An 18417-nucleotide genomic window follows, 5' to 3' on the forward strand; every position below is an offset into this window, starting at 1 on the left:
GACATGCTGGACATCGCCGAAGAGTTGAACCGGTGGGTCGAGCAGGGACGCGACTTCGCCGTCGCCACCGTGGTGGCGGTCGGCGGCAGCGCGCCCCGGCAGCCCGGTGCGGCCCTGGCCGTCGACTCCGACGGCACGGCGATCGGCTCCGTCTCCGGCGGGTGTGTGGAAGGCGCCGTCTACGACCTGTGCCAGCAGGCACTCGAAGACGGCGAGAGCGTTCTGGAACGCTTCGGCTACAGCGACGAGGACGCCTTCGCCGTGGGTCTGACCTGCGGCGGCATCATCGACATCCTCGTCACCCCGGTCCGCGCGGACTCCACCGCGCGGCCGGTTCTCGCCTCCGCGCTCGCCGCGGCCGCTTCGGGCGAGGCCGCGGCCGTCGCCCGCATCACCGCCGGACCCGCGGAACTCGTGGGCCGTGCTCTTCTCGTACGTTCCGACGCCGACGCCGCTCATGAGGGCGGGCTCGGCGGACATCCCGAGCTCGACCGCACCGTGGCGGGCGAGGCGCGCGCCATGCTGGACGCGGGCCGCACGGGCATGGTGGAGATCGGCGAGGACGGCTCGCGCTGCGGGCAGCCGCTCACGATCCTCGTCGAGTCGAGCGTCCCGCCGCCCCGCATGATCGTGTTCGGCGCGATCGACTTCGCGTCGGCGCTCGTCAAGGTCGGCACGTTCCTCGGCTACCGCGTGACCGTCTGCGACGCGCGGCCCGTGTTCGCGACGGCGGCGCGCTTCCCCGACGCCGACGAGATCGTCGTCGAGTGGCCGCACAAGTATCTGGAGCGGACGGAGGTCGACGGGCGCACCGTGCTCTGCGTGCTCACCCACGACGCCAAGTTCGACGTGCCGCTGCTCGAACTGGCCCTGCGTCTGCCGGTCGCCTACGTGGGTGCGATGGGATCGCGCCGCACGCATCTGGAGCGCAACGAACGGCTCCGTGAAGTCGGCGTCAGCGAGCTGGAGTTGACCCGCCTCCGGTCGCCCATCGGCCTGGACCTGGGTGCGCGCACTCCGGAGGAGACGGCCCTCTCGATCGCCGCGGAGATCGTCGCGAACCGCCGGGGCGGCAGCGGCGTATCGCTGACCGGCGCGCACACGCCGATCCACCACGACGGCTCGCGGCGCCCGGCGGGGCGTATCGGGTCCGTGGCCTGATGTCCCTCCGCGTCTCCGGGGTCCGCCGCCCGAGGTCCACGGGCTCGCCCCTCATTCCTGCTACGTTGCGTCACAAAATGACCACTTTTTGACGCAATGGGAGCACGTGTGAAGGTCGCCTGCGTCGGTGGCGGTCCCGCCGCCCTGTATCTCTCGATCCTGCTCAAGCGGCAGGACCCGTCCCACGACATCACCGTCCACGAGCGGAACCCGGCCGGGTCGACGTACGGCTGGGGGGTCACCTACTGGGGCGGCCTGCTGGACAAGCTCCGCGCCGGCGACCCCGAGTCCGCGCGCGTCATCAGCGAGCACTCGGTCCGCTGGAGCGACGGCGTCGCGTACGTCGGTGACCGCACGACGGTCAACCACGGAGACGAGGGCCACGGCATCGGGCGCCACCGGCTGCTCGACATCCTCGCCACGCGGGCCCGTTCCCTGGGCGTACGCGTCGAGTTCGAGAGCGAGATCACGGACGCGGCCCAGCTGCCCGACGCCGATCTGATCGTCGCGGGCGACGGTGTCAGGAGCGTGCTGCGCGAGCGCCACGCGGACCACTACGGCGCGGAGGTGGCGCTCGGCCGGAACAAGTACATCTGGCTCGGCACCACCAAGGTCTTCGACTCCTTCACCTTCGCCTTCGTGGAGAGTGCGCACGGCTGGATCTGGTGCTACGGCTACCGCTTCAGCGACGAGCAGAGCACCTGCGTCTTCGAGTGCTCGCCGGAGACCTGGACGGGCCTCGGCCTGCACGAGGCGAGCGAGGCCGACGGCCTCGCCCTCCTGGAGCGGCTCTTCGCGGGACCGCTCGACGGGCACCGCCTGATCGGCCGCGCGCAGTCCGACGGCAGCGCGCAGTGGCTCAACTTCCGGACGCTGACCAACCGGACCTGGCACCGGGGCAACGTCGTCCTGCTCGGCGACGCCGCGCACACCACGCACTACTCCATCGGCGCGGGCACGACGCTCGCCCTGGAGGACGCGATGGCCCTGGCGGGCGCGCTGCGGGGCAACCCGGAGCTGGCCCCCGCCCTCGCGAGCTACGAGCGGGAGCGGCGGTCCGCCCTCCTGTCCGTCCAGAGCGCGGCCCGCTACAGCGCCCAGTGGTACGAGAACCTGCCGCGCTACATCGGCCTCGACCCGGCCCAGATGTTCGCGCTCCTCGGCCAGCGCCACTCGCCGCTGCTTCCGCACATCCCGCCGCAGCTGTACTACCGAATCGACCGCGCGGCCGAGCAGTTGGAGCCGCTGCGGAGGATGAAGCGGTGGCTGGGGCCGCGGGTCGCGCGGACGCTGCACGGGCGGGCGCAGGCTTCGCGGGACTGAGCCGCAGGCTCCGTGGCGGGCTGGGACGGGGAGGGGCCGGCCCCTAGGATGATCTTGATCTACGACGTCCGTCCCCTCCCCCCATGGCAGGTGCCCCACCATGTCGCAGTCATCCGTGCCGCAGCAGGCCATAGCCATCGACCCCGCAGGCCGCGATCTCCACGGGGAGGCGGACCGGCTGCGGCAGCACGGCTGCGCCGCCCTGGTCGAACTCCCCGACGGCATAAGGGCCTGGGCCCCGACGCAGTACGACGTACTGAAGCAACTCCTCGCCGACGAGCGGGTGTCGAAGGACCCGAACCAGCACTGGCCCGCCTGGATCGACGGCCGGTTCCGCGAGACCTGGGTCAACTCCTGGGTGGGCGTGACGAACATGTTCACCGCGTACGGCTCGAACCACCGGCGGCTGCGGAAACTCGTGTCGCCCGCGTTCACCAAACGTCGTACGGACGCGCTGCGTCCGCGTATCGAGGAGCTGACGGCGGGGCTGCTCGACACGATGGAGAAATCCGCGGACGGAGTGGTGGACCTGCGGGCCGCCTACGCCCATCCGCTGCCGATGCAGGTCATCTGTGAGCTGTTCGGCCTTCCGGAGGACCGGCAGGCGGACACGGCGCGCCTCGTCGAGTCGATCATGGACACCACCGCAACTCCCGAGCAGGCAGCGGCCACTTGGCAGGAAGTGCATCTGCTGCTCGCCGGTCTGGTGGCCCACAAGCGGGCCGAGCCCGGGGACGACATGACGAGCGTCCTGATCGCGACCCGGGACGAGGAGGGCTCGGCGCTCACCGAGACCGAGCTGATCGACACACTGCTCCTGGTCATCGGGGCGGGGCACGAGACGACGGTCAACCTCATCGGCAACGCGGTGCACGCGCTCCTGAGCCACCCCGAGCAGCTGGCGCGGGTGCGCGGCGGTGAGGTGCCGTGGAGCGATGTCATCGAGGAGACGCTGCGCTACGCGCCGTCGATCGCCAACCTGCCGCTGCGGTACGCCGTTTCGGACATCGAGCTGCCCGACGGGACCGTCATCGCGCAGGGTGACGCGATCCTCGCGGCGTACGGGGCCGCGGGCCGCGACCCGCTGCGGCACGGCGCCACCGCGGGGCAGTTCGACATCGGCCGCGTCGACAAGGAGCACCTCGCCTTCGGCCACGGGGTGCACTACTGCGTGGGGGCGCCGCTGGCCCGCCTGGAGGCGGGGGTGGCGCTGCCCGCGTTGTTCGAGCGGTTCCCGGAGCTGCGCCTGGACGCCGAGTCGGGGAGCGCGTCGCCGGTGGGCTCGTTCATCGGAGACGGCTTCGCCTCGATTCCCGTGCGCCTGAGGTGAGTTGGCCGCGGCTCCACCCTGCCGGGTGGGCGGGGCGGAGCCGCATCGAGTGTCAGCGGGGGGCGCCGACCTCGTAGGTCTCCGTGGTCCAGGCGCGGGCCTGTTCGGTGAGGGAGATGCCGAGGCCGGGGCGCGACGAGACGTGCATGCGGCCGCCGCTCGTGTCCAGGCGCTCGTTGAAGAGGGGCTCGAGCCAGTCGAAGTGCTCCACCCACGGCTCAAGGGGGTAGGCCGCGGCGAGGTGGAGGTGGATCTCCATCGCGAAGTGCGGCGCGAGCTGGAGGTGGTGGTGCTCGGCGAGCGCGGCCAGCTTCAGGAACTGGGTGATGCCGCCGATGCGCGGGGCGTCGGGCTGGATGACGTCGGCCGCCTTGTGCCGGATGAGTTCGTAGTGCTCGGCGACGCTGGCGAGCATCTCGCCCGTGGCGATCGGCGTGTCCAGGGACGCGGCGAGCGTGGCGTGGCCCTCGGCGTCGTAGGCATCGAGGGGCTCCTCGATCCAGACGAGGTCGAACTCCTCGAAGGCGCGCCCCATGCGCTGGGCGGTGGGGCGGTCCCACTGCTGGTTGGCGTCGACCATGAGGGGGACGTCGTCGCCCAGGTGCTCGCGCACCGCGGTGAGGCGGCGCAGGTCCTCGCGGCGGTCGGGGCTGCCCACCTTGATCTTGATGCCGCCGATGCCGCTGGCCAGGGTGGCCGTCGCGTTGTCCAGGACCTGCTCGGTGGGCGTGTGGAGGAAGCCGCCGGACGTGTTGTAGCAACGCACCGAGTCGCGGTGGGCGCCCAGGAGCTTGGCCAGCGGCAGTGAGGCGCGCTTGGCCTTGAGGTCCCACAGGGCGATGTCGAAGGCGGCGATGGCCTGCGTGGCGAGCCCGGAGCGCCCGACGGAGGCGCCGGCCCAGCACAGCTTCGTCCAGAGCTTGCCGATGTCGCTGGGGTCCTCGCCGATCAGGACGGGGGCTATCTCCTTGGCGTGGGCGAACTGGCCGGGTCCGCCGGCGCGCTTGGAGTAGCTGAACCCGATGCCGGTGTGCCCGTCCTCGGTGCCGATCTCGGCGAAGAGGAAGGCGACTTCGGTCATCGGACGCTGGCGGCCCGTGAGGACCTTCGCGTCGCTGACCGGGGTGGCGAGCGGGAGGCGTACGGAGGAGAGCTTGATCCAGGAGATCTTGTCGAGGGTTGCCTCGCCGACCTGGAACGCGGCGCGCGCCGCTGCGTGTGTGGTTGTCGTCATCGTGGTCACCACTCTGGCCTGACTGTGAGATGGACGGATACGGCGGGTGGGCTTCAGCCCCGGGTGGGGGTGCCGTCGACGCGGCGCCACAGGTGGAGCGGGTTGTCGTCGCCCAGCTCGGGCGGAAGCAGCTCGGCGGGCACGTTCTGGTAGCTGACCGGGCGCAGGAAGCGGGCGATGGCGCCGGTGCCGACCGAGGTGGTGGCGGGCGCGGTCGTCGAGGGGTAAGGGCCGCCGTGGATCACGGCGTGGCCCACTTCGACGCCGGTGGGCCAGCCGTTGAAGAGCACCCGGCCCGCCTTGAGTTCCAGGATGTCCAGGAGATTGGCGGCCTGTTCCCGGTCGGCGTCGACCGCGTGGACGGTGGCCGTGAGCTGGCCGTCCAGAGCGCGGGCGACGGTCTCCAGACCGGGACCGGCGGGGACGCGCACGACGAGGGCGGCCGGTCCGAAGACCTCGTCCCGGAGCTCGGGGTGGTCGAGGAACGTGGCGGCGTCGGTGACCAGGACGGCGGCCCGGCCCGCGGTGGTCACCGCCGGGTCGTCCGTGCCGCGCCCGCGGACGACGACACCGTCGACCGCCTCGGCCCGTGCAAGGCCCCGCTCGTAGCCGTCCCGGATGCCCGTGGAGAGCATCGGCGCGGCGGTGTGCCCCGAGACGGCCGCGCTCGCCGCCTCGACGAACGCCTCCAGGTCCGCACCCTCGGCGGCGAAGACGAGGCCGGGGCTCGTGCACAGCTGGCCGGTCGCGTTGGTCATGGAGGCGATGAAGGCCCGGCCCAACTCCCCGGCGTCCTGCCGCAGGGCGTGCGGCAGGAGGAAGACGGGGTTGGTGCTCGACATCTCGGCGAAGACCGGGATCGGCTCGGGGCGGGCAGCGGCGGCCGCGGCCAGGGCGAGGCCGCCCCCGCGGGACCCGGTGAAGCCGACGGCCTTGATGCGGGGGTCGGTGACCAGGGCGCGGCCGAGTTCCTCGGACGGGCCGTGCAGGAGGGAGAACACACCCTCCGGCAGACCGTGCTCGCGCGCGGCGGCCTGGACCGCGCGGCCCACCAGTTCACTGGTGCCCGGGTGGGAGGGGTGCGCCTTGACGACGACCGGGGCGCCCGCGGCCAGGGCGGACGCGGTGTCGCCGCCGGCGACGGAGAACGCCAGGGGGAAGTTGCTCGCGGCGAACACGGCGACCGGGCCGAGGGGGATCTGGCGGCGGCGCAGATCGGGGCGGGGCAGCGGGGTGCGGTCGGGCCGCGGGGTGTCGATGTGCACGTCGCGCCAGCCGCCCTCGCGGACGTGGTCGGCGAAGAGGCGCAACTGGCCGGTGGTGCGGGCGGTCTCGCTCTCCACGCGGGGCGCGGGCAGCCCGCTCTCGGCGATCACCCGCTCCCGCAGCTGGGGGCCCAGGCCTTCGATGCGGGCGGCGATGCTGTCCAGGAACGCCGCCCGTACCTCCGGAGTGGTGTGCCGGTAGGTGTCGAAGGCCTGGGCGGCGAGGGAGGCCGCACGCTCGACCTGCGCCGACGACGCGGCGGTGAACGGCGGTTCCAGGGGCAGGCCGGTGCGCGGGTCGACGGCGTGGAAGGAGGCGTCGTCGCCGGGGGTGCTTTCGCCGCCGATGAGCTGATGGCCGATGAGCTGATGGCCGGTGAGCTGGTGGCCGGTGAGACGCGAGACGGGCGCGGTCATCTCACACCACCTTCTTGATCAGGTCGGCGAGCTCGGCAAGCTCGGGTTCGGTGAGGTCGGTCAAGGGGGTGCGCACGGGTCCTGCCGGGCGGCCGATGACCTTCATGCCCGCCTTGACGATGCTGACCGCGTAGCCGGCCGTGCGGCGCCGGATCGCGCAGTAGGGCAGGACGAAGTCGTTGAGGCGCCGGAAGACCTGCTCGCTGTCGTGGGCGCGTACGGCGTCGTAGAAGTCGAGGGCGAAGCGCGGGGCGAAGTTGAAGATCGCGGAGGAGTAGGTGCTGACGCCCATCTCCAGGTACGGCAGGGCGAACATCTCCGCGGTGGGCAGGCCCCCGATGTAGAGGAGCCGGTCGCCGAGGCGGGCGTAGATGCGCGTCATCAGCTCCAGGTCGCCGACGCCGTCCTTGAAGCCGATCAAGTTCGGGCAGGCCTCGGCGAGTTCCGCGACGGTCGTCGCGTCGTAGACCGCGTTCGCCCGGCTGTAGATGATCACGCCGAGGGTGGTGGCCCGGCACACCGCCTTGACGTGGGCGGCCAGACCTTCCTGCGAGGCCTCGGTGAGGTAGGGCGGGAGCAGCAGGACCGCGTCGGCGCCCGCCTGCTCGGCCCGCTGCGCCAGGGCGATGGCGTCGAACGTGCCGCCGCCCGCCGGGGCGATCACGGGAAGCCCCTCGGGAGCCTCCTGCACCGTCGCCGTGACGACCCGGCCGATCTCCTCGTGGGTGAGGGAGAAGAACTCACCGGTGCCGCCTGCCGCGAACAGGCCCGCCGGGGAGAATTCACCGACCCAGCCGATGTTTTCCCGGTAGGCGGGCTCGTCGAATGAGAAGTCGTCGTGGAAATGCGTGACGGGGAAGGAGAGCAGCCCCGACCCCATCTTCCGTGCGACCTCTGCGGGTGAAAACTGCGGCATGATCCTCGGAACTCCTCGGCGTGATGACATCTGCGCGTGGAGACAGGGCCGTGTGACCTTCAGCTCTCCACCGCTTGGATGCGGCTACAGCGAGGTTAGGATCGCCGAACGATTCACGTCCAACACCAAAAACGCATCCATTGATACCTGGAGAGCATCGTTGTTCACTCTCGCGCAACTGTCCAACTTCGTGGCCGTTGCAGAGGAGCTCCACTTCGGTCGCGCGGCCGAGCGTCTCCGCATGACGCAGCCGCCGCTGAGCCGTCAAATCCAGCTCCTGGAAAGCGAATTGCGGGTCCAGCTGTTCGACCGCACCAACCGCTCGGTGCGCCTGACCCACGCGGGACGCACGTTCCTCAACGAAGCCCGCAGGGTCCTTCGTCAGTCCGAGCAGGCGACGCTTGCCGTGCGGCAGGTCTCCAGCGGCCTCGCGGGCAGCCTCGCGGTGGGCTTCACCGCGGCCAGCGCCTACACGATGCTCGACACGCTGCTCGCGCGGGCCCGCACCGTCATGCCGGGCGTGGAGATCGTCCTGCGGGAGATGGTCACGCGCGACCAGTTGGAGGCGCTCGCCGAGTCCAGCCTCGACCTGGGCCTGGTCAGGCCCCCTGTCACCACCCCTGACCTGGAGTCCCGCATCGTCGCCCGGGAGAAGATCTTCGCCGCGCTGCCCGCCGGGCACCCGCTGGCCGTCCGCGCCGGGGACCTCCACATCGCCGAGTTCGACGGCCTGGACGTCCTGATGTACTCGCCCATCGAGGCCCGTTACTTCCACGAACTGCTGATCTCGGTGTTCCGGGCCGCGGGCATCGCCCCGGTCTTCACCCAGTACCTCAGCCAGGTCCACAGCATCCTCGCCCTCGTCAACGGCGGGCGCGGCGTCGCGCTCGTCCCCGAGGCCGCGACCCAGCTGCGGTACGCCGGAGTCATCTTCAGGCCGGTCACCCTGGCGGCTCCCGCGGCCGTCGAACTCTCCCTGGCCTGGCGGGGAAACAATGACAATCCCGCGCTGCACCGCCTTCTCGAACACCTCTGAAAGGAGGCGGAGTTATGCCCGGAGTTATGCCCGATACCGACGCGGCGATCCAAGAAAGGTATCGGAACATACAACATTCGATATAGACGGGAATCAAACGGCGGCCCTACGGTCAGTTGCCAGCAACCCGCCTGTGTGGCCTGGGCCACAGGGGAAGAGGTGCGGACCCCTCCCTCAAAGTCGAGGAGACTGACGACCCATGACACTTATCGACCGGCGGGACGAGCCGGTTCGTACCCGTACCGGGCAGGGCCGCCTGCGGTACTGGATTCTGGCCATGCTTTTCGTGGTCACCACCGTCAACTACGCCGACAGGGCCACGCTTTCGATAGCCGGCGACTCCATGCAGAAGGATCTGGGGATCAGCTCCGGCGAGCTCGGAATTCTCTTCTCGGCCTTCTCCTGGTCCTACCTCATCGCCCAGATACCCGGCGGCTGGCTCCTTGACCGCTACGGCTCGAAGAAGGTCTACGGCGGCGCCATTTTCCTGTGGTCCGTCTTCACGATGGCGCAGGGCGCGATCGGCTTCTTCTCCGGGGCGGCCGTCGCCCTCCTCTTCCTCCTGCGCTTCCTGGTCGGCCTCGCCGAGGCGCCGTCCTTCCCCGGCAACTCGCGCATCGTCGCCGCCTGGTTCCCGACCAAGGAACGCGGCTTCGCCGCCGCCCTGTTCAACTCCGCCCAGTACTTCGCCACGGTGGCCTTCGCCCCGCTCATGGGCTGGCTCGTGGTGGCCCTGGGCTGGGAGCACGTCTTCACGATCATCGGCGGCATCGGGGTGATCCTCGCCCTGGTGTGGACCCGGGTCATCCACCCGCCCCGCAGTCATCCCCGTATGACCCAGGGCGAACTGGACCACATCGGCGCCGGAGGCGCGCTGATCGACATGGACCAGCACACCGTCAAGGACGAGACCGGGCACACGGCGGACTCCGGGCAGAGCACCGGCGCGCGGCAGAACCTCGTCTACCTGAAGAAGCTCCTGACCAACCGCACCATGCTGGGCGTCTTCGTCGGTCAGTACTTCATCAACACCATCACCTGGTTCTTCCTGACCTGGTTCCCGGTCTACCTCGTCCAGGAACGCGGCATGTCGATCCTCGAAGCAGGACTGGTCGCCTCGCTGCCCGCCCTGTGCGGATTCACCGGCGGTGTGCTCGGCGGCTTCCTCTCCGACCGGCTCGTCGCCCGCGGCATGTCCCTCACCGCCGCCCGCAAGGCGCCCATCGTGGTCGGGCTCCTGCTGTCCACGTCGATCCTGATCTGCAACTACGTCGACGCGTCCTGGCTCGTCGTCACGATCATGGCCGTCTCCTTCTTCGGCAAGGGACTGGGCGCCCTGGGGTGGGCCGTCATGGCCGACATCTCCCCGAAGCAGATCGCGGGCCTCGCCGGAGGAGTCTTCAACACCTTCGGGGCCGTCGCGGGCATCGTCACGCCGATCGTCATCGGCTACATCATCGACGTGACCGGCTCGTTCGACCTCGCCCTCGTCTTCGTCGGGGCCTCCGCGGCCATGGCCGTCGTCAGCTACCTCTTCATCGTCCGCGACATCAAGCGCCTCGAACTCGACGACCTCGAGGACACCGCGGGCGAGGCCGACCTGTCCCGCACCGTCTGACCGCGGGCCGGGGCGTGAGCCCCCGCTCGTCAGCCCCCGTCACGCGAAGGGGCGGGGCGGGGGAGAGGAGAGCAGCCCGTCCACCGCCCGCCCGAACATCCACCGGGCGGCAGCCACGAGCACCCCGTCGAAGACCCGCGGCAGCCACCGCACGCGCAGGTCCTCCCGCCAGGCGACCGTAGAACCGGCCTCCGCCCGGGGCGACACCTCGATCTCCGCCCACCCGGTGACGAACGACCCCCGCTTCTCGAGTCGGCACAGGCCCCCGCCGCCGGCGGCCGGGCGCCACGTCACGACCTCCATCACGTCGTCGAAGCCGACGGGGCCGAGCGCGCTGCGGGCGACGAACACCGTCCCCTCGCCGCTGGGCGGCGGCGTCCGGACGGTCACCCGCGTCAGCGGGACCACGTCGGCGTGCCGCTCCCACGCGGTGAGCCGGCGCCAGACCTCGCCGGCGGGCAGGGACGATTCCCGGTCGATACGGAAGAGAGCCACACGGCGATCCTGCCAGGCCCCGGCGTGGAAGCCCGCAGGCCGGCTACGGCCGGTAGATCTTCCCGGGCTCGGCCTTGCCCGGCGCGAGCAGCTGGGGCACCGTCACGAAGACGTAGCCGCGCTTCTTCAGCTCGTCGATGATGCCCGGCACCGCGGGCACCGTCCCCTTGTAGATGTCGTGCAGCAGGATGATGCCGTCCCGCTGGGTCTGATCGATGACGCGCTTTTTGATCAGGGCGGAATCGTTGGTCGTGTAGTCCTTGGCGGTCACGCTCCACAGGACCTCCGAGAGGCCCTCCTTCCGCGAGATCTCGTTCACGTCGGGGTTGGTGCGTCCCTGCGGCGGGCGCATCAGCGTCGGCTTGTGGCCGATCAGCTTCTCTATCGCCTCGTTGGGCTTGCGCAGTTCCTCGCGGGCCTCGTCCGGCGTGATGTCGGTGAGGATCTTGTGCGACCAGGTGTGGCTCGCCACCTCATGGCCCTCGGCCGCCATGCGCTTCACGAGCTCGGGGTGCTTGGCTATGTGGTTCTTGCCGAGCAGGAAGAAGGTGGCGGGCACCTTCTCCTCCTTGAGGATGTCGAGCAGCCGCGGCGAGTTCTCGCTCGGCCCCGCGTCGAACGTCAGAGCCACGCACTTCGCCTTGCGGCAGTCGACCGTGCCGAGCCGCGCCTGGCTCTTGAGGCTCACGGCCGCCGCGTCCTTGCGGGCGGAACTGGGCGACGTGGTGTCCACCTTGGTGCATCCCGTCAGAGCGACGGCCATGACCGCGGAGGTCATGACCGTCATCACAGAGGCGTGACGGAACCCTTGGGCGGATCGCTTCATCTTGCTTTTCACAGCGAGCATGTTGTTTTTCGCAGCAGGCATGCCCGCACTATACATAGCGTGTATACGCGGTGTGTATAGAGGGGTCTCCTGGACGCGCCCCGGGCCCGTGGCCAGCAGGTACGCGCCCTCTAGCGGTCGCCCGCCAGGTCGCCCGCCAGGCCGCTCATCCAGGCCTCGACCGCCGCGGCGCCGCGCGGCAGACCTGCCGAGAGGTTCTCGTTGCCGTCGGCCGTGACGAGGATGTCGTCCTCGATGCGGACCCCGATGCCCCGGTACTCCTCGGGCACGGTGAGGTCGTCCGGCTGGAAGTACAGGCCGGGCTCGACGGTGAGCACCATGCCCTCCTCGAGTACGCCGCCGACGTACTCCTCGGTGCGGGCCTGGGCGCAGTCGTGGACGTCGAGGCCGAGCATGTGGCCCGTGCCCGCCATGGTGAAGCGCCGCTGCAGGGCGAGCTCGAAGACCCGCTCCGGGTCGCCTTCGAGGAGGCCCCACTCGACGAGCTTGTGCGCGAGGTACCGCTGCGCGGCGTCGTGGAAGTCGCGGTACGCGGCGCCCGGCTTCACCGCGGCGATGCCCGCCTCCTGCGCCTCGAACACCGCGTCGTAGATCTTGCGCTGGAGCGGGGTGAAGGTGCCGTCGATGGGGAGGGTGCGGGTGACGTCGGCGGTGTAGAGGGTGTGGGTCTCCACGCCCGCGTCCAGGAGGAGGAGTTCGCCGGGGCGCACGGGCCCGTCGTTCTGCTCCCAGTGCATGATCGTGGCGTGCTCGCCCGCCGCGCAGATCGAGCCGTAGCCGATGTGGTTGCCCTCCAGGCGGGCGCGGCGGAAGAAGGTGCCCTCGATCCAGCGCTCCGACGTGGCGATGGCGGTGGCCAACTCCCTTACGACATCGGTGAATCCGCGGACCGTGGAGTCGACCGCCTTGCGCAGCTCGCCGATCTCCCAGTCGTCCTTGACCAGGCGCAGGCCCGAGAGCGCTTCCTCCAGTTCGGCGTCGCGCTCCTCGTCGGTCGACACCGCCGCTTCGAGCGCCGCGTCGTGGCCGCGCACGATGCGGGTCGGCACGTCGGGCGAGGCGGCGAGCTCGGCAGGCGCGTCGCGGACGTCACGGCAGGGCAGGCCGAGGAGCAGCTCGGACTCGGCGAGGCTGCGCCTGCGGCCCATCCACAGCTCGGCCGTCATGCCGATCCAGAACTCGTTGCTGTCCCGGCTGTCGCGGGGGAGTTGGTAGAGGTGCGCGTCGTGGCCGCCGGCCTCCCCGGTGCGCGGTTCGAGGACCAGGGCGCAGTCCCTCGCCTGGTCACCGGTCATGTGGACGTACGCGGAGTACGGGCGGAAGGGGTAATGGCTGTCGTTCGAGCGGGTCTTGAGCTTCCCCGAGGGGATCACCAGGCGCTCGCCCGGGAACAGTGCGGACAGGGCGGCGCGGCGGCGCGCCGCGTGCGGGGCCTGCTCGGCCGGGCGCAGGTCGCGCTGCTCGGTGTCGGCCCAGCCGGTCCTCATCAGGGCGGAGAGCTCGTCGGAGATCTCGGAGTAGAGGCCGTTCTTGCGCGGGTTGGGCCTGCTGGGCGTCTGCTTCTCGGATCCCTCGGGCTTCTCGGACTTGGTCATGGGGTTCACCCTTTCGTCCCCGTTCCGGGGCTCGTGGCGGAGTAACTCAATGGCGGTTCCGCCAGCGTAGAGACCCTTGGCCCGTAAGGGAACATGTGACATAGTACTGGCGTGACAAAGCGGCTGACCTGCGATGTTGTGGTAGTCGGCGCCGGGATGGTGGGCGCCGCCTGCGCCCTGTACGCGGCGCGGGCCGGGCTGTCCGTCGTCCTGGTGGACCGCGGTCCCGTGGCCGGCGGCACGACCGGATCCGGCGAGGGAAACATCCTCGTCTCCGACAAGGAACCGGGCCCCGAGCTCGAACTGGCGCTGCTCTCCGCCCGGTTGTGGACGGAGCTGGCCGCCGATGAAGACGTGGGCGCGAGCGTCGAGTTCGAGGCCAAGGGCGGCGTCGTCGTCGCGTCGTCCGGTGAAGGGCTCGCGGCGCTGGGGGAGTTCGCCTCCGGGCAGCGCGAAGCCGGGGTCGACGCGCGGGCCGTCGGGGCGGACGAACTGTACGAACTGGAGCCGCACCTCGCCCCCGGCACGGCGGGCGGCGTCCACTACCCGCAGGACTGCCAGGTGATGCCGTCCCTGGCCGCTGCCCAACTCGTGCGCATGGCAAGGTCATTGGGGGCAGGCCTCCGTACGCGCTGTACCGTCACGGCCGTGCTGCGGACCGCGGGCGGCGAGGTGCGCGGGGTCCGCACGGACCAGGGCGAGATCCACGCCCCGTACGTCGTGAACGCCGCGGGCACCTGGGGCGGCGACCTCGCCGCCCTCGCCGGAGCCGACCTGCCCGTGCTGCCGAGGCGCGGCTTCGTCCTCGTCACGGAACCGCTGCCGCGCATGGTCCGGCACAAGGTGTACGCCGCCGACTACGTGGCCGACGTGGCCAGCGGATCCGCCGCGCTCCAGACGTCGCCGGTGGTCGAGGGCACGGCCGCGGGGCCGATCCTGATCGGCGCGAGCCGCGAACGGGTCGGCTTCGACCGCTCCTTCTCGCTGCCGGTCATGCGGGCCCTCGCGGCGGGGGCGACCCGGCTCTTCCCGTTCCTGGAGGGCGTCCGCGCGATGCGCGCGTACGTGGGCTTCCGCCCCTACATGCCGGACCATCTCCCCGCCGTCGGCCCTGACGCCCGGGTGCCGGGGCTCATCCACGCCTGCGGGCACGAAGGGGCGGGGATCGGTCTTGCCGCGGGGACGGGCCACTTGATCGCCCAGGTGATGAGCGGTGCGACCCCGGACCTCGACCTCACCCCATTCCGCCCCGACCGCTTCGCTGACCGCCCGCCCGAGGAGGCGTCATGAGCAAACGCACCCCCCTGAACCTGGTCCGCGCCCACCCGCGTCCACCGCACACCGTCACGTTCGACGGCCGCGAGATCCCGGCCCTGCCGGGCCAGACGGTGGCCGCCGCGCTCTGGTCGTCGGGCATCACCGCCTGGCGCACCACGCGACGCGAGGGCGAGCCGAGGGGAGTCTTCTGCGGGATCGGGGTCTGCTTCGACTGCCTGGTGGAGGTCAACGGGCGGCCGAACCAACGGGCTTGCCTGCTCCCGGCCACGCCCGGCGACGAGATCCGGACGCAGCACGGAAGCGGTCACGGCAGTGGCGGCAGCGGTCACGGCGGGGAGGCGGGGGAGTGGCGATGAGTGCTTCTCCGGTGCTCGCCGTGATCGGCGCGGGCCCCGCGGGCCTCGCGGCGGCGCTTGCCGCGGCTCGGCGTGGTGTGCGGGTGACGGTGCTCGACTCGGCCGCGCAGGCGGGCGGCCAGTTCTACCGTCAGCCCGCCGGGGCGCTCGGGGCGCGGCGCCCGAAGGCGTTGCATCACCAGTGGCGGACGTGGGAACGGCTGCGGGACGGGCTGGCGGAAGAGATCGCGGCGGGCCGCATCACGTACTTGACGGAGCGTCATGTCTGGTTCGTGGAGCGCCGTACGTCCGAGGGGCAGTCGCCGGTAGCGGTGCCCGGTCAGGCCGGGGTCGCGGCCCCCGCCCCGGATGCGTACGCCGTGCCCGGCCCCGCTGGGCCTCGCTTCACCGTGCATGCCCTGCTCGGGCCCGGCCAGGAGCGGTCCGAGGCCGTGCGCGCCGATGCCGTGCTGCTCGCCACCGGGGGGTACGAGAAGGTTCTGCCCTTCCCCGGCTGGACCCTGCCCGGTGTGGTCACCGCCGGGGGTGCGCAGGCCATGCTCAAGGGAGGTCTCGTACTTCCGGGGCGCGTAGCCGTCGTGGCCGGGACCGGGCCGCTGCTCATGCCCGTCGCCACCGGGCTCGCGGCTGCCGGGGCCGAAGTGGCCGCCCTGGTCGAGTCCGCCGACCCGAAGGCCTTCGCGCGGCACGCGGCCACCCTCGCCGCCCACCCGGACAAGCTTGTGGAGGGGGCGCGGTATGCCGGTCAACTGCTGCGCCACCGTGTCCCGTTGGTCTCGCGGTACGCCGTCGTCGAAGCGCACGGCAAGGGCGCGCTCGAAGCGGTGACCATCGCCGCGCTCGACTCGGCGGGGCGCGTCAGGCCCGGCACCGAGCGGCACATCCCCTGCGACACCCTCGCCGTCGGGCACGGCATGCTGCCGCACACCGATCTCGCCGAGGGGCTCGGCTGCCGCGTCGAGGGCCTGAACGTCGCCGTCGACGCCGAACAGCGCACCGACGTCCCCGGCGTCTGGGCCGCGGGCGAGACCACCGGCATCGGCGGATCCGCACTCTCGCTCGCCGAGGGACACATCGCCGGACGCTCGGCCGCCGCCCGGCTCCGGGGCCGCACGCCCGACCCGCGCGCCTGGGCCGCCGCCGCCAAGTCCCGTACGAAGATGCGGGAGTTCGGGGCCGCGCTCGCCGCCGTGTACGTGCCGCCCGCGCACTGGGCCGAGCAGCTTCGCGACGACACCCTGGTCTGCCGCTGCGAGGAGGTCCCGGCGTCGGCGGTCCGCGAGGCCGTCGCCGAGCTCGGGGCCACGGACGCGCGGTCCGTGAAACTCCTGACCCGGGCCGGCATGGGCTGGTGCCAGGGCCGGATGTGCTCGGCCGCCGTCGCCGGGCTCTCCGGTTGCCAGGAGGGTTCCGCGCGGCGGCCCTTCGCCCGGCCGGTCCCCCTCGGCGTGCTCGCACGGACCACTGACGATGACGCCCAAGCCGACGCCGACGCCGAGGACCCCTCCTAGCCACACCTCCGTACCGCAACGTGCACCGCACCGCACCGCACCGCAACGAAGGGACCCGCCCATGACCACCCCCGCCGACCGCCCCCGCCCCTGGCACGGCGTCCTCGTCGCCACCGCGCTCCCGCTGAACGACGATCTCTCCGTCAACCACGGCAAGTTCGCCGAGCACTGCGCCTGGCTCGTCGAGAACGGCTGCGACGGCGTCGTGCCCAACGGATCACTCGGTGAGTATCAGGTGCTGACCCCCGAGGAGCGCGCCAAGGTCGTGGAGACCGCCGTCTCGGCCGTCGGCGGGCAGCGCGTCATGCCCGGCGTCGCCGCGTACGGCTCCGCCGAGGCCCGCCGCTGGGCCGAGCAGGCCAAGGACGCGGGCTGCGCCTCCGTCATGCTCCTTCCGCCGAACGCCTACCGCGCCGACGAGCGTTCCGTCCTCGCGCACTACGAGGAAGTGGCCAAGGCGGGCGTCCCCGTCGTGGCGTACAACAACCCCATCGACACCAAGGTCGACCTGGTGCCCGAACTCCTCGCCAAGCTGCACGCCGAGGGGTACGTGCACGCCGTCAAGGAGTTCTCCGGAGACGTGCGACGCGCCTACCGCATCGCCGAACTCGCCCCGGAACTCGACCTGTTGATCGGCGCCGACGACGTCCTGCTCGAACTCGCCGTCGCGGGCGCCAAGGGCTGGATCGCCGGCTACCCGAACATGCTGCCCGTCGCGTCCGTCGCGCTCTACCGCGCCGCCGTGGCAGGCGACCTGGGCACGGCGGGCCAGCTCTACCGCCAGCTCCACCCGCTGCTCCGCTGGGACTCCAAGCCCGAGTTCGTCCAGGCCATCAAGCTGTCGATGGACATCGCCGGGCGGCATGGCGGCCCCTGCCGTCCGCCCCGTGTGCCGCTGCTCCCCGAGCAGGAGAAGGCGGTGCGCACCGCCACCGAACGCGCCATCGCCGCCGGGCTCGCCTGAACCTCCCCCGCGTAGGACTCGTACGAAAGGCACCGCACATGCGCAGCAAGCTCGTCCTGCACGCGGTCGACTCGCACACCGAAGGCATGCCGACGCGCGTCGTCACCGGCGGCATCGGCACCGTCCCCGGCGCGACGATGAACGAGCGCAGGCTCCACTTCCGTGAGCACCGCGACGACATCAAGCAGCTCCTGATGAACGAACCGCGAGGCCACGCGGCGATGAGCGGCGCGATCCTCCAGCCGCCCACCCGGCCCGACTGCGACTACGGCGTGATCTACATCGAGGTCTCCGGCTATCTGCCGATGTGCGGGCACGGCACGATCGGCGTCGCCACCGTCCTCGTGGAGATCGGCATGGTCGAGGTCGTCGAGCCGGTCACCACGATCCGCCTCGACACCCCGGCAGGCCTCGTCGTCGCCGAGGTCGCCGTCGAGGACGGCGCGGCGAAGTCCGTCACGCTGAAGAACGTGCCGTCCTTCGCCGTCGCCCTGGACCGCAAGATCACCCTGCCCGACGGCCGTTCGGTGACCTACGACCTGGCCTACGGCGGCAACTTCTACGCGATCCTGCCCCTGGACGAGTTCGGCCTGCCCTTCGAGCGCGGGCGCAAGGACGACATCCTCGCGGCCGGTCTCTCGCTCATGGAGGCGATCAACGCCGAGGACGAGCCCGTGCACCCCGAGGACCCGTCCATCCGCGGCTGCCACCACGTCCACCTCTACGCGCCCGGCGCCACCGCCCGCTACTCCCGGCACGCGATGGCCATCCACCCCGGCTGGTTCGATCGCTCGCCGTGCGGCACCGGGACGAGTGCGCGCATGGCCCAGCTGCACGCGCGCGGCGAGCTGCCGCTGGACACCGAGTTCGTCAACGAGTCCTTCATCGGCACACAGTTCAGCGGGCGGCTCCTGGCCACCACCGAGGTCGCGGGCACCCCCGCCGTGCTGCCCAGTTTTACCGGGCGCGCCTGGGTGACCGGCACCGCGCAGTACCTCCTCGACCCGGACGACCCTTTCCCCGCGGGGTTCGTCCTGTAGGGGCCGCAGACAGCCCCCGCCGGGCTGGGAT

The 18417-nt window shown here is 71.4% G+C and carries 16 protein-coding genes; 10 read left to right on the forward strand and 6 right to left on the reverse strand.

Features of this window, described 5'->3' with window-relative positions:
• Window positions 1–3: 3 nt before the first annotated feature.
• The 3 genes from ABZ833_RS33240 (at window position 4) to ABZ833_RS33250 (ending at window position 3814) form a co-directional block, all read left to right on the forward strand.
• Window positions 4–1161, forward strand: coding sequence for an XdhC/CoxI family protein (locus ABZ833_RS33240; protein WP_361054514.1), 1158 nt, complete (start codon window positions 4–6; stop codon window positions 1159–1161).
• A gap of 108 nt (window positions 1162–1269) precedes the next feature.
• The gene (locus ABZ833_RS33245; RefSeq protein ID WP_361054641.1) at window positions 1270–2484 is read left to right on the forward strand and encodes an FAD-dependent monooxygenase; all 1215 of its coding nucleotides are present in this window, start codon (window positions 1270–1272) and stop codon (window positions 2482–2484) included.
• Between the two features lie 100 nt (window positions 2485–2584).
• Window positions 2585–3814, forward strand: coding sequence for a cytochrome P450 (locus ABZ833_RS33250; RefSeq protein WP_361054517.1), 1230 nt, complete (start codon window positions 2585–2587; stop codon window positions 3812–3814).
• A 52-nt stretch (window positions 3815–3866) separates the two neighbouring features.
• Here the strand turns inward: ABZ833_RS33250 and ABZ833_RS33255 are convergent, their stop codons facing one another.
• From ABZ833_RS33255 to kdgD, 3 genes are read right to left on the reverse strand one after another with little or no spacing between them, the layout of a single operon-like run.
• A complete protein-coding gene (locus ABZ833_RS33255) occupies window positions 3867–5048 on the reverse strand; it encodes a mandelate racemase/muconate lactonizing enzyme family protein (RefSeq protein ID WP_361054520.1) in 1182 nt (393 codons plus the stop codon).
• 53 nt (window positions 5049–5101) lie between these two features.
• Complete coding sequence (locus ABZ833_RS33260) at window positions 5102–6730, reverse strand: aldehyde dehydrogenase (NADP(+)) (protein WP_361054523.1); 1629 nt, start codon at window positions 6728–6730, stop codon at window positions 5102–5104.
• 1 nt (window position 6731) lies between these two features.
• On the reverse strand, window positions 6732–7646 hold the full coding sequence (gene kdgD, locus ABZ833_RS33265) for a 5-dehydro-4-deoxyglucarate dehydratase (protein WP_361054526.1): 915 nt from the start codon (window positions 7644–7646) through the stop codon (window positions 6732–6734).
• Window positions 7647–7806: 160 nt separating this feature from the next.
• Here kdgD and ABZ833_RS33270 point away from each other — a divergent pair, with 160 nt between their 5' ends.
• Together ABZ833_RS33270 and ABZ833_RS33275 are read left to right on the forward strand one after the other, a co-directional pair.
• Window positions 7807–8682 carry a LysR substrate-binding domain-containing protein gene (locus tag ABZ833_RS33270; protein ID WP_361054529.1) on the forward strand — a complete coding sequence of 292 codons (876 nt, stop codon included), beginning with the start codon at window positions 7807–7809 and terminating at the stop codon, window positions 8680–8682.
• Window positions 8683–8881: 199 nt separating this feature from the next.
• Window positions 8882–10300: an MFS transporter gene (locus tag ABZ833_RS33275; protein WP_361054532.1), complete on the forward strand. Its 1419-nt coding sequence runs from the start codon at window positions 8882–8884 to the stop codon at window positions 10298–10300.
• Window positions 10301–10339: 39 nt separating this feature from the next.
• On the opposite strand, the gene ABZ833_RS33280 is transcribed toward ABZ833_RS33275, so the two are convergent.
• From ABZ833_RS33280 to ABZ833_RS33290, 3 genes are all read right to left on the reverse strand, one after another.
• Window positions 10340–10795: an SRPBCC family protein gene (locus ABZ833_RS33280; RefSeq protein ID WP_361054535.1), complete on the reverse strand. Its 456-nt coding sequence runs from the start codon at window positions 10793–10795 to the stop codon at window positions 10340–10342.
• 43 nt (window positions 10796–10838) lie between these two features.
• Window positions 10839–11621: a polysaccharide deacetylase family protein gene (locus ABZ833_RS33285; RefSeq protein ID WP_361054644.1), complete on the reverse strand. Its 783-nt coding sequence runs from the start codon at window positions 11619–11621 to the stop codon at window positions 10839–10841.
• Between the two features lie 131 nt (window positions 11622–11752).
• A complete protein-coding gene (locus ABZ833_RS33290; protein ID WP_361054538.1) occupies window positions 11753–13237 on the reverse strand; it encodes an aminopeptidase P family protein in 1485 nt (494 codons plus the stop codon).
• Between the two features lie 111 nt (window positions 13238–13348).
• Between ABZ833_RS33290 and ABZ833_RS33295 the strand changes: the two genes are divergently transcribed.
• From ABZ833_RS33295 to ABZ833_RS33315, 5 genes are all read left to right on the forward strand, one after another.
• On the forward strand, window positions 13349–14527 hold the full coding sequence (locus ABZ833_RS33295) for an FAD-binding oxidoreductase (RefSeq protein WP_361054541.1): 1179 nt from the start codon (window positions 13349–13351) through the stop codon (window positions 14525–14527).
• Window positions 14524–14871: a (2Fe-2S)-binding protein gene (locus tag ABZ833_RS33300; protein WP_361054545.1), complete on the forward strand. Its 348-nt coding sequence runs from the start codon at window positions 14524–14526 to the stop codon at window positions 14869–14871. Before ABZ833_RS33295 ends, ABZ833_RS33300 begins: the two co-directional genes overlap by 4 nt.
• On the forward strand, window positions 14868–16382 hold the full coding sequence (locus ABZ833_RS33305; protein ID WP_361054548.1) for an FAD-dependent oxidoreductase: 1515 nt from the start codon (window positions 14868–14870) through the stop codon (window positions 16380–16382). Before ABZ833_RS33300 ends, ABZ833_RS33305 begins: the two co-directional genes overlap by 4 nt.
• A 61-nt stretch (window positions 16383–16443) precedes the next feature.
• A complete protein-coding gene (locus ABZ833_RS33310; RefSeq protein WP_361054551.1) occupies window positions 16444–17346 on the forward strand; it encodes a dihydrodipicolinate synthase family protein in 903 nt (300 codons plus the stop codon).
• 38 nt (window positions 17347–17384) lie between these two features.
• On the forward strand, window positions 17385–18386 hold the full coding sequence (locus ABZ833_RS33315) for a proline racemase family protein (RefSeq protein ID WP_361054554.1): 1002 nt from the start codon (window positions 17385–17387) through the stop codon (window positions 18384–18386).
• Window positions 18387–18417 lie beyond the last annotated feature (31 nt).

The organism is Streptomyces sp. NPDC047525 (assembly GCF_040643025.1).
GTDB lineage: Bacteria > Actinomycetota > Actinomycetes > Streptomycetales > Streptomycetaceae > Streptomyces > Streptomyces durmitorensis.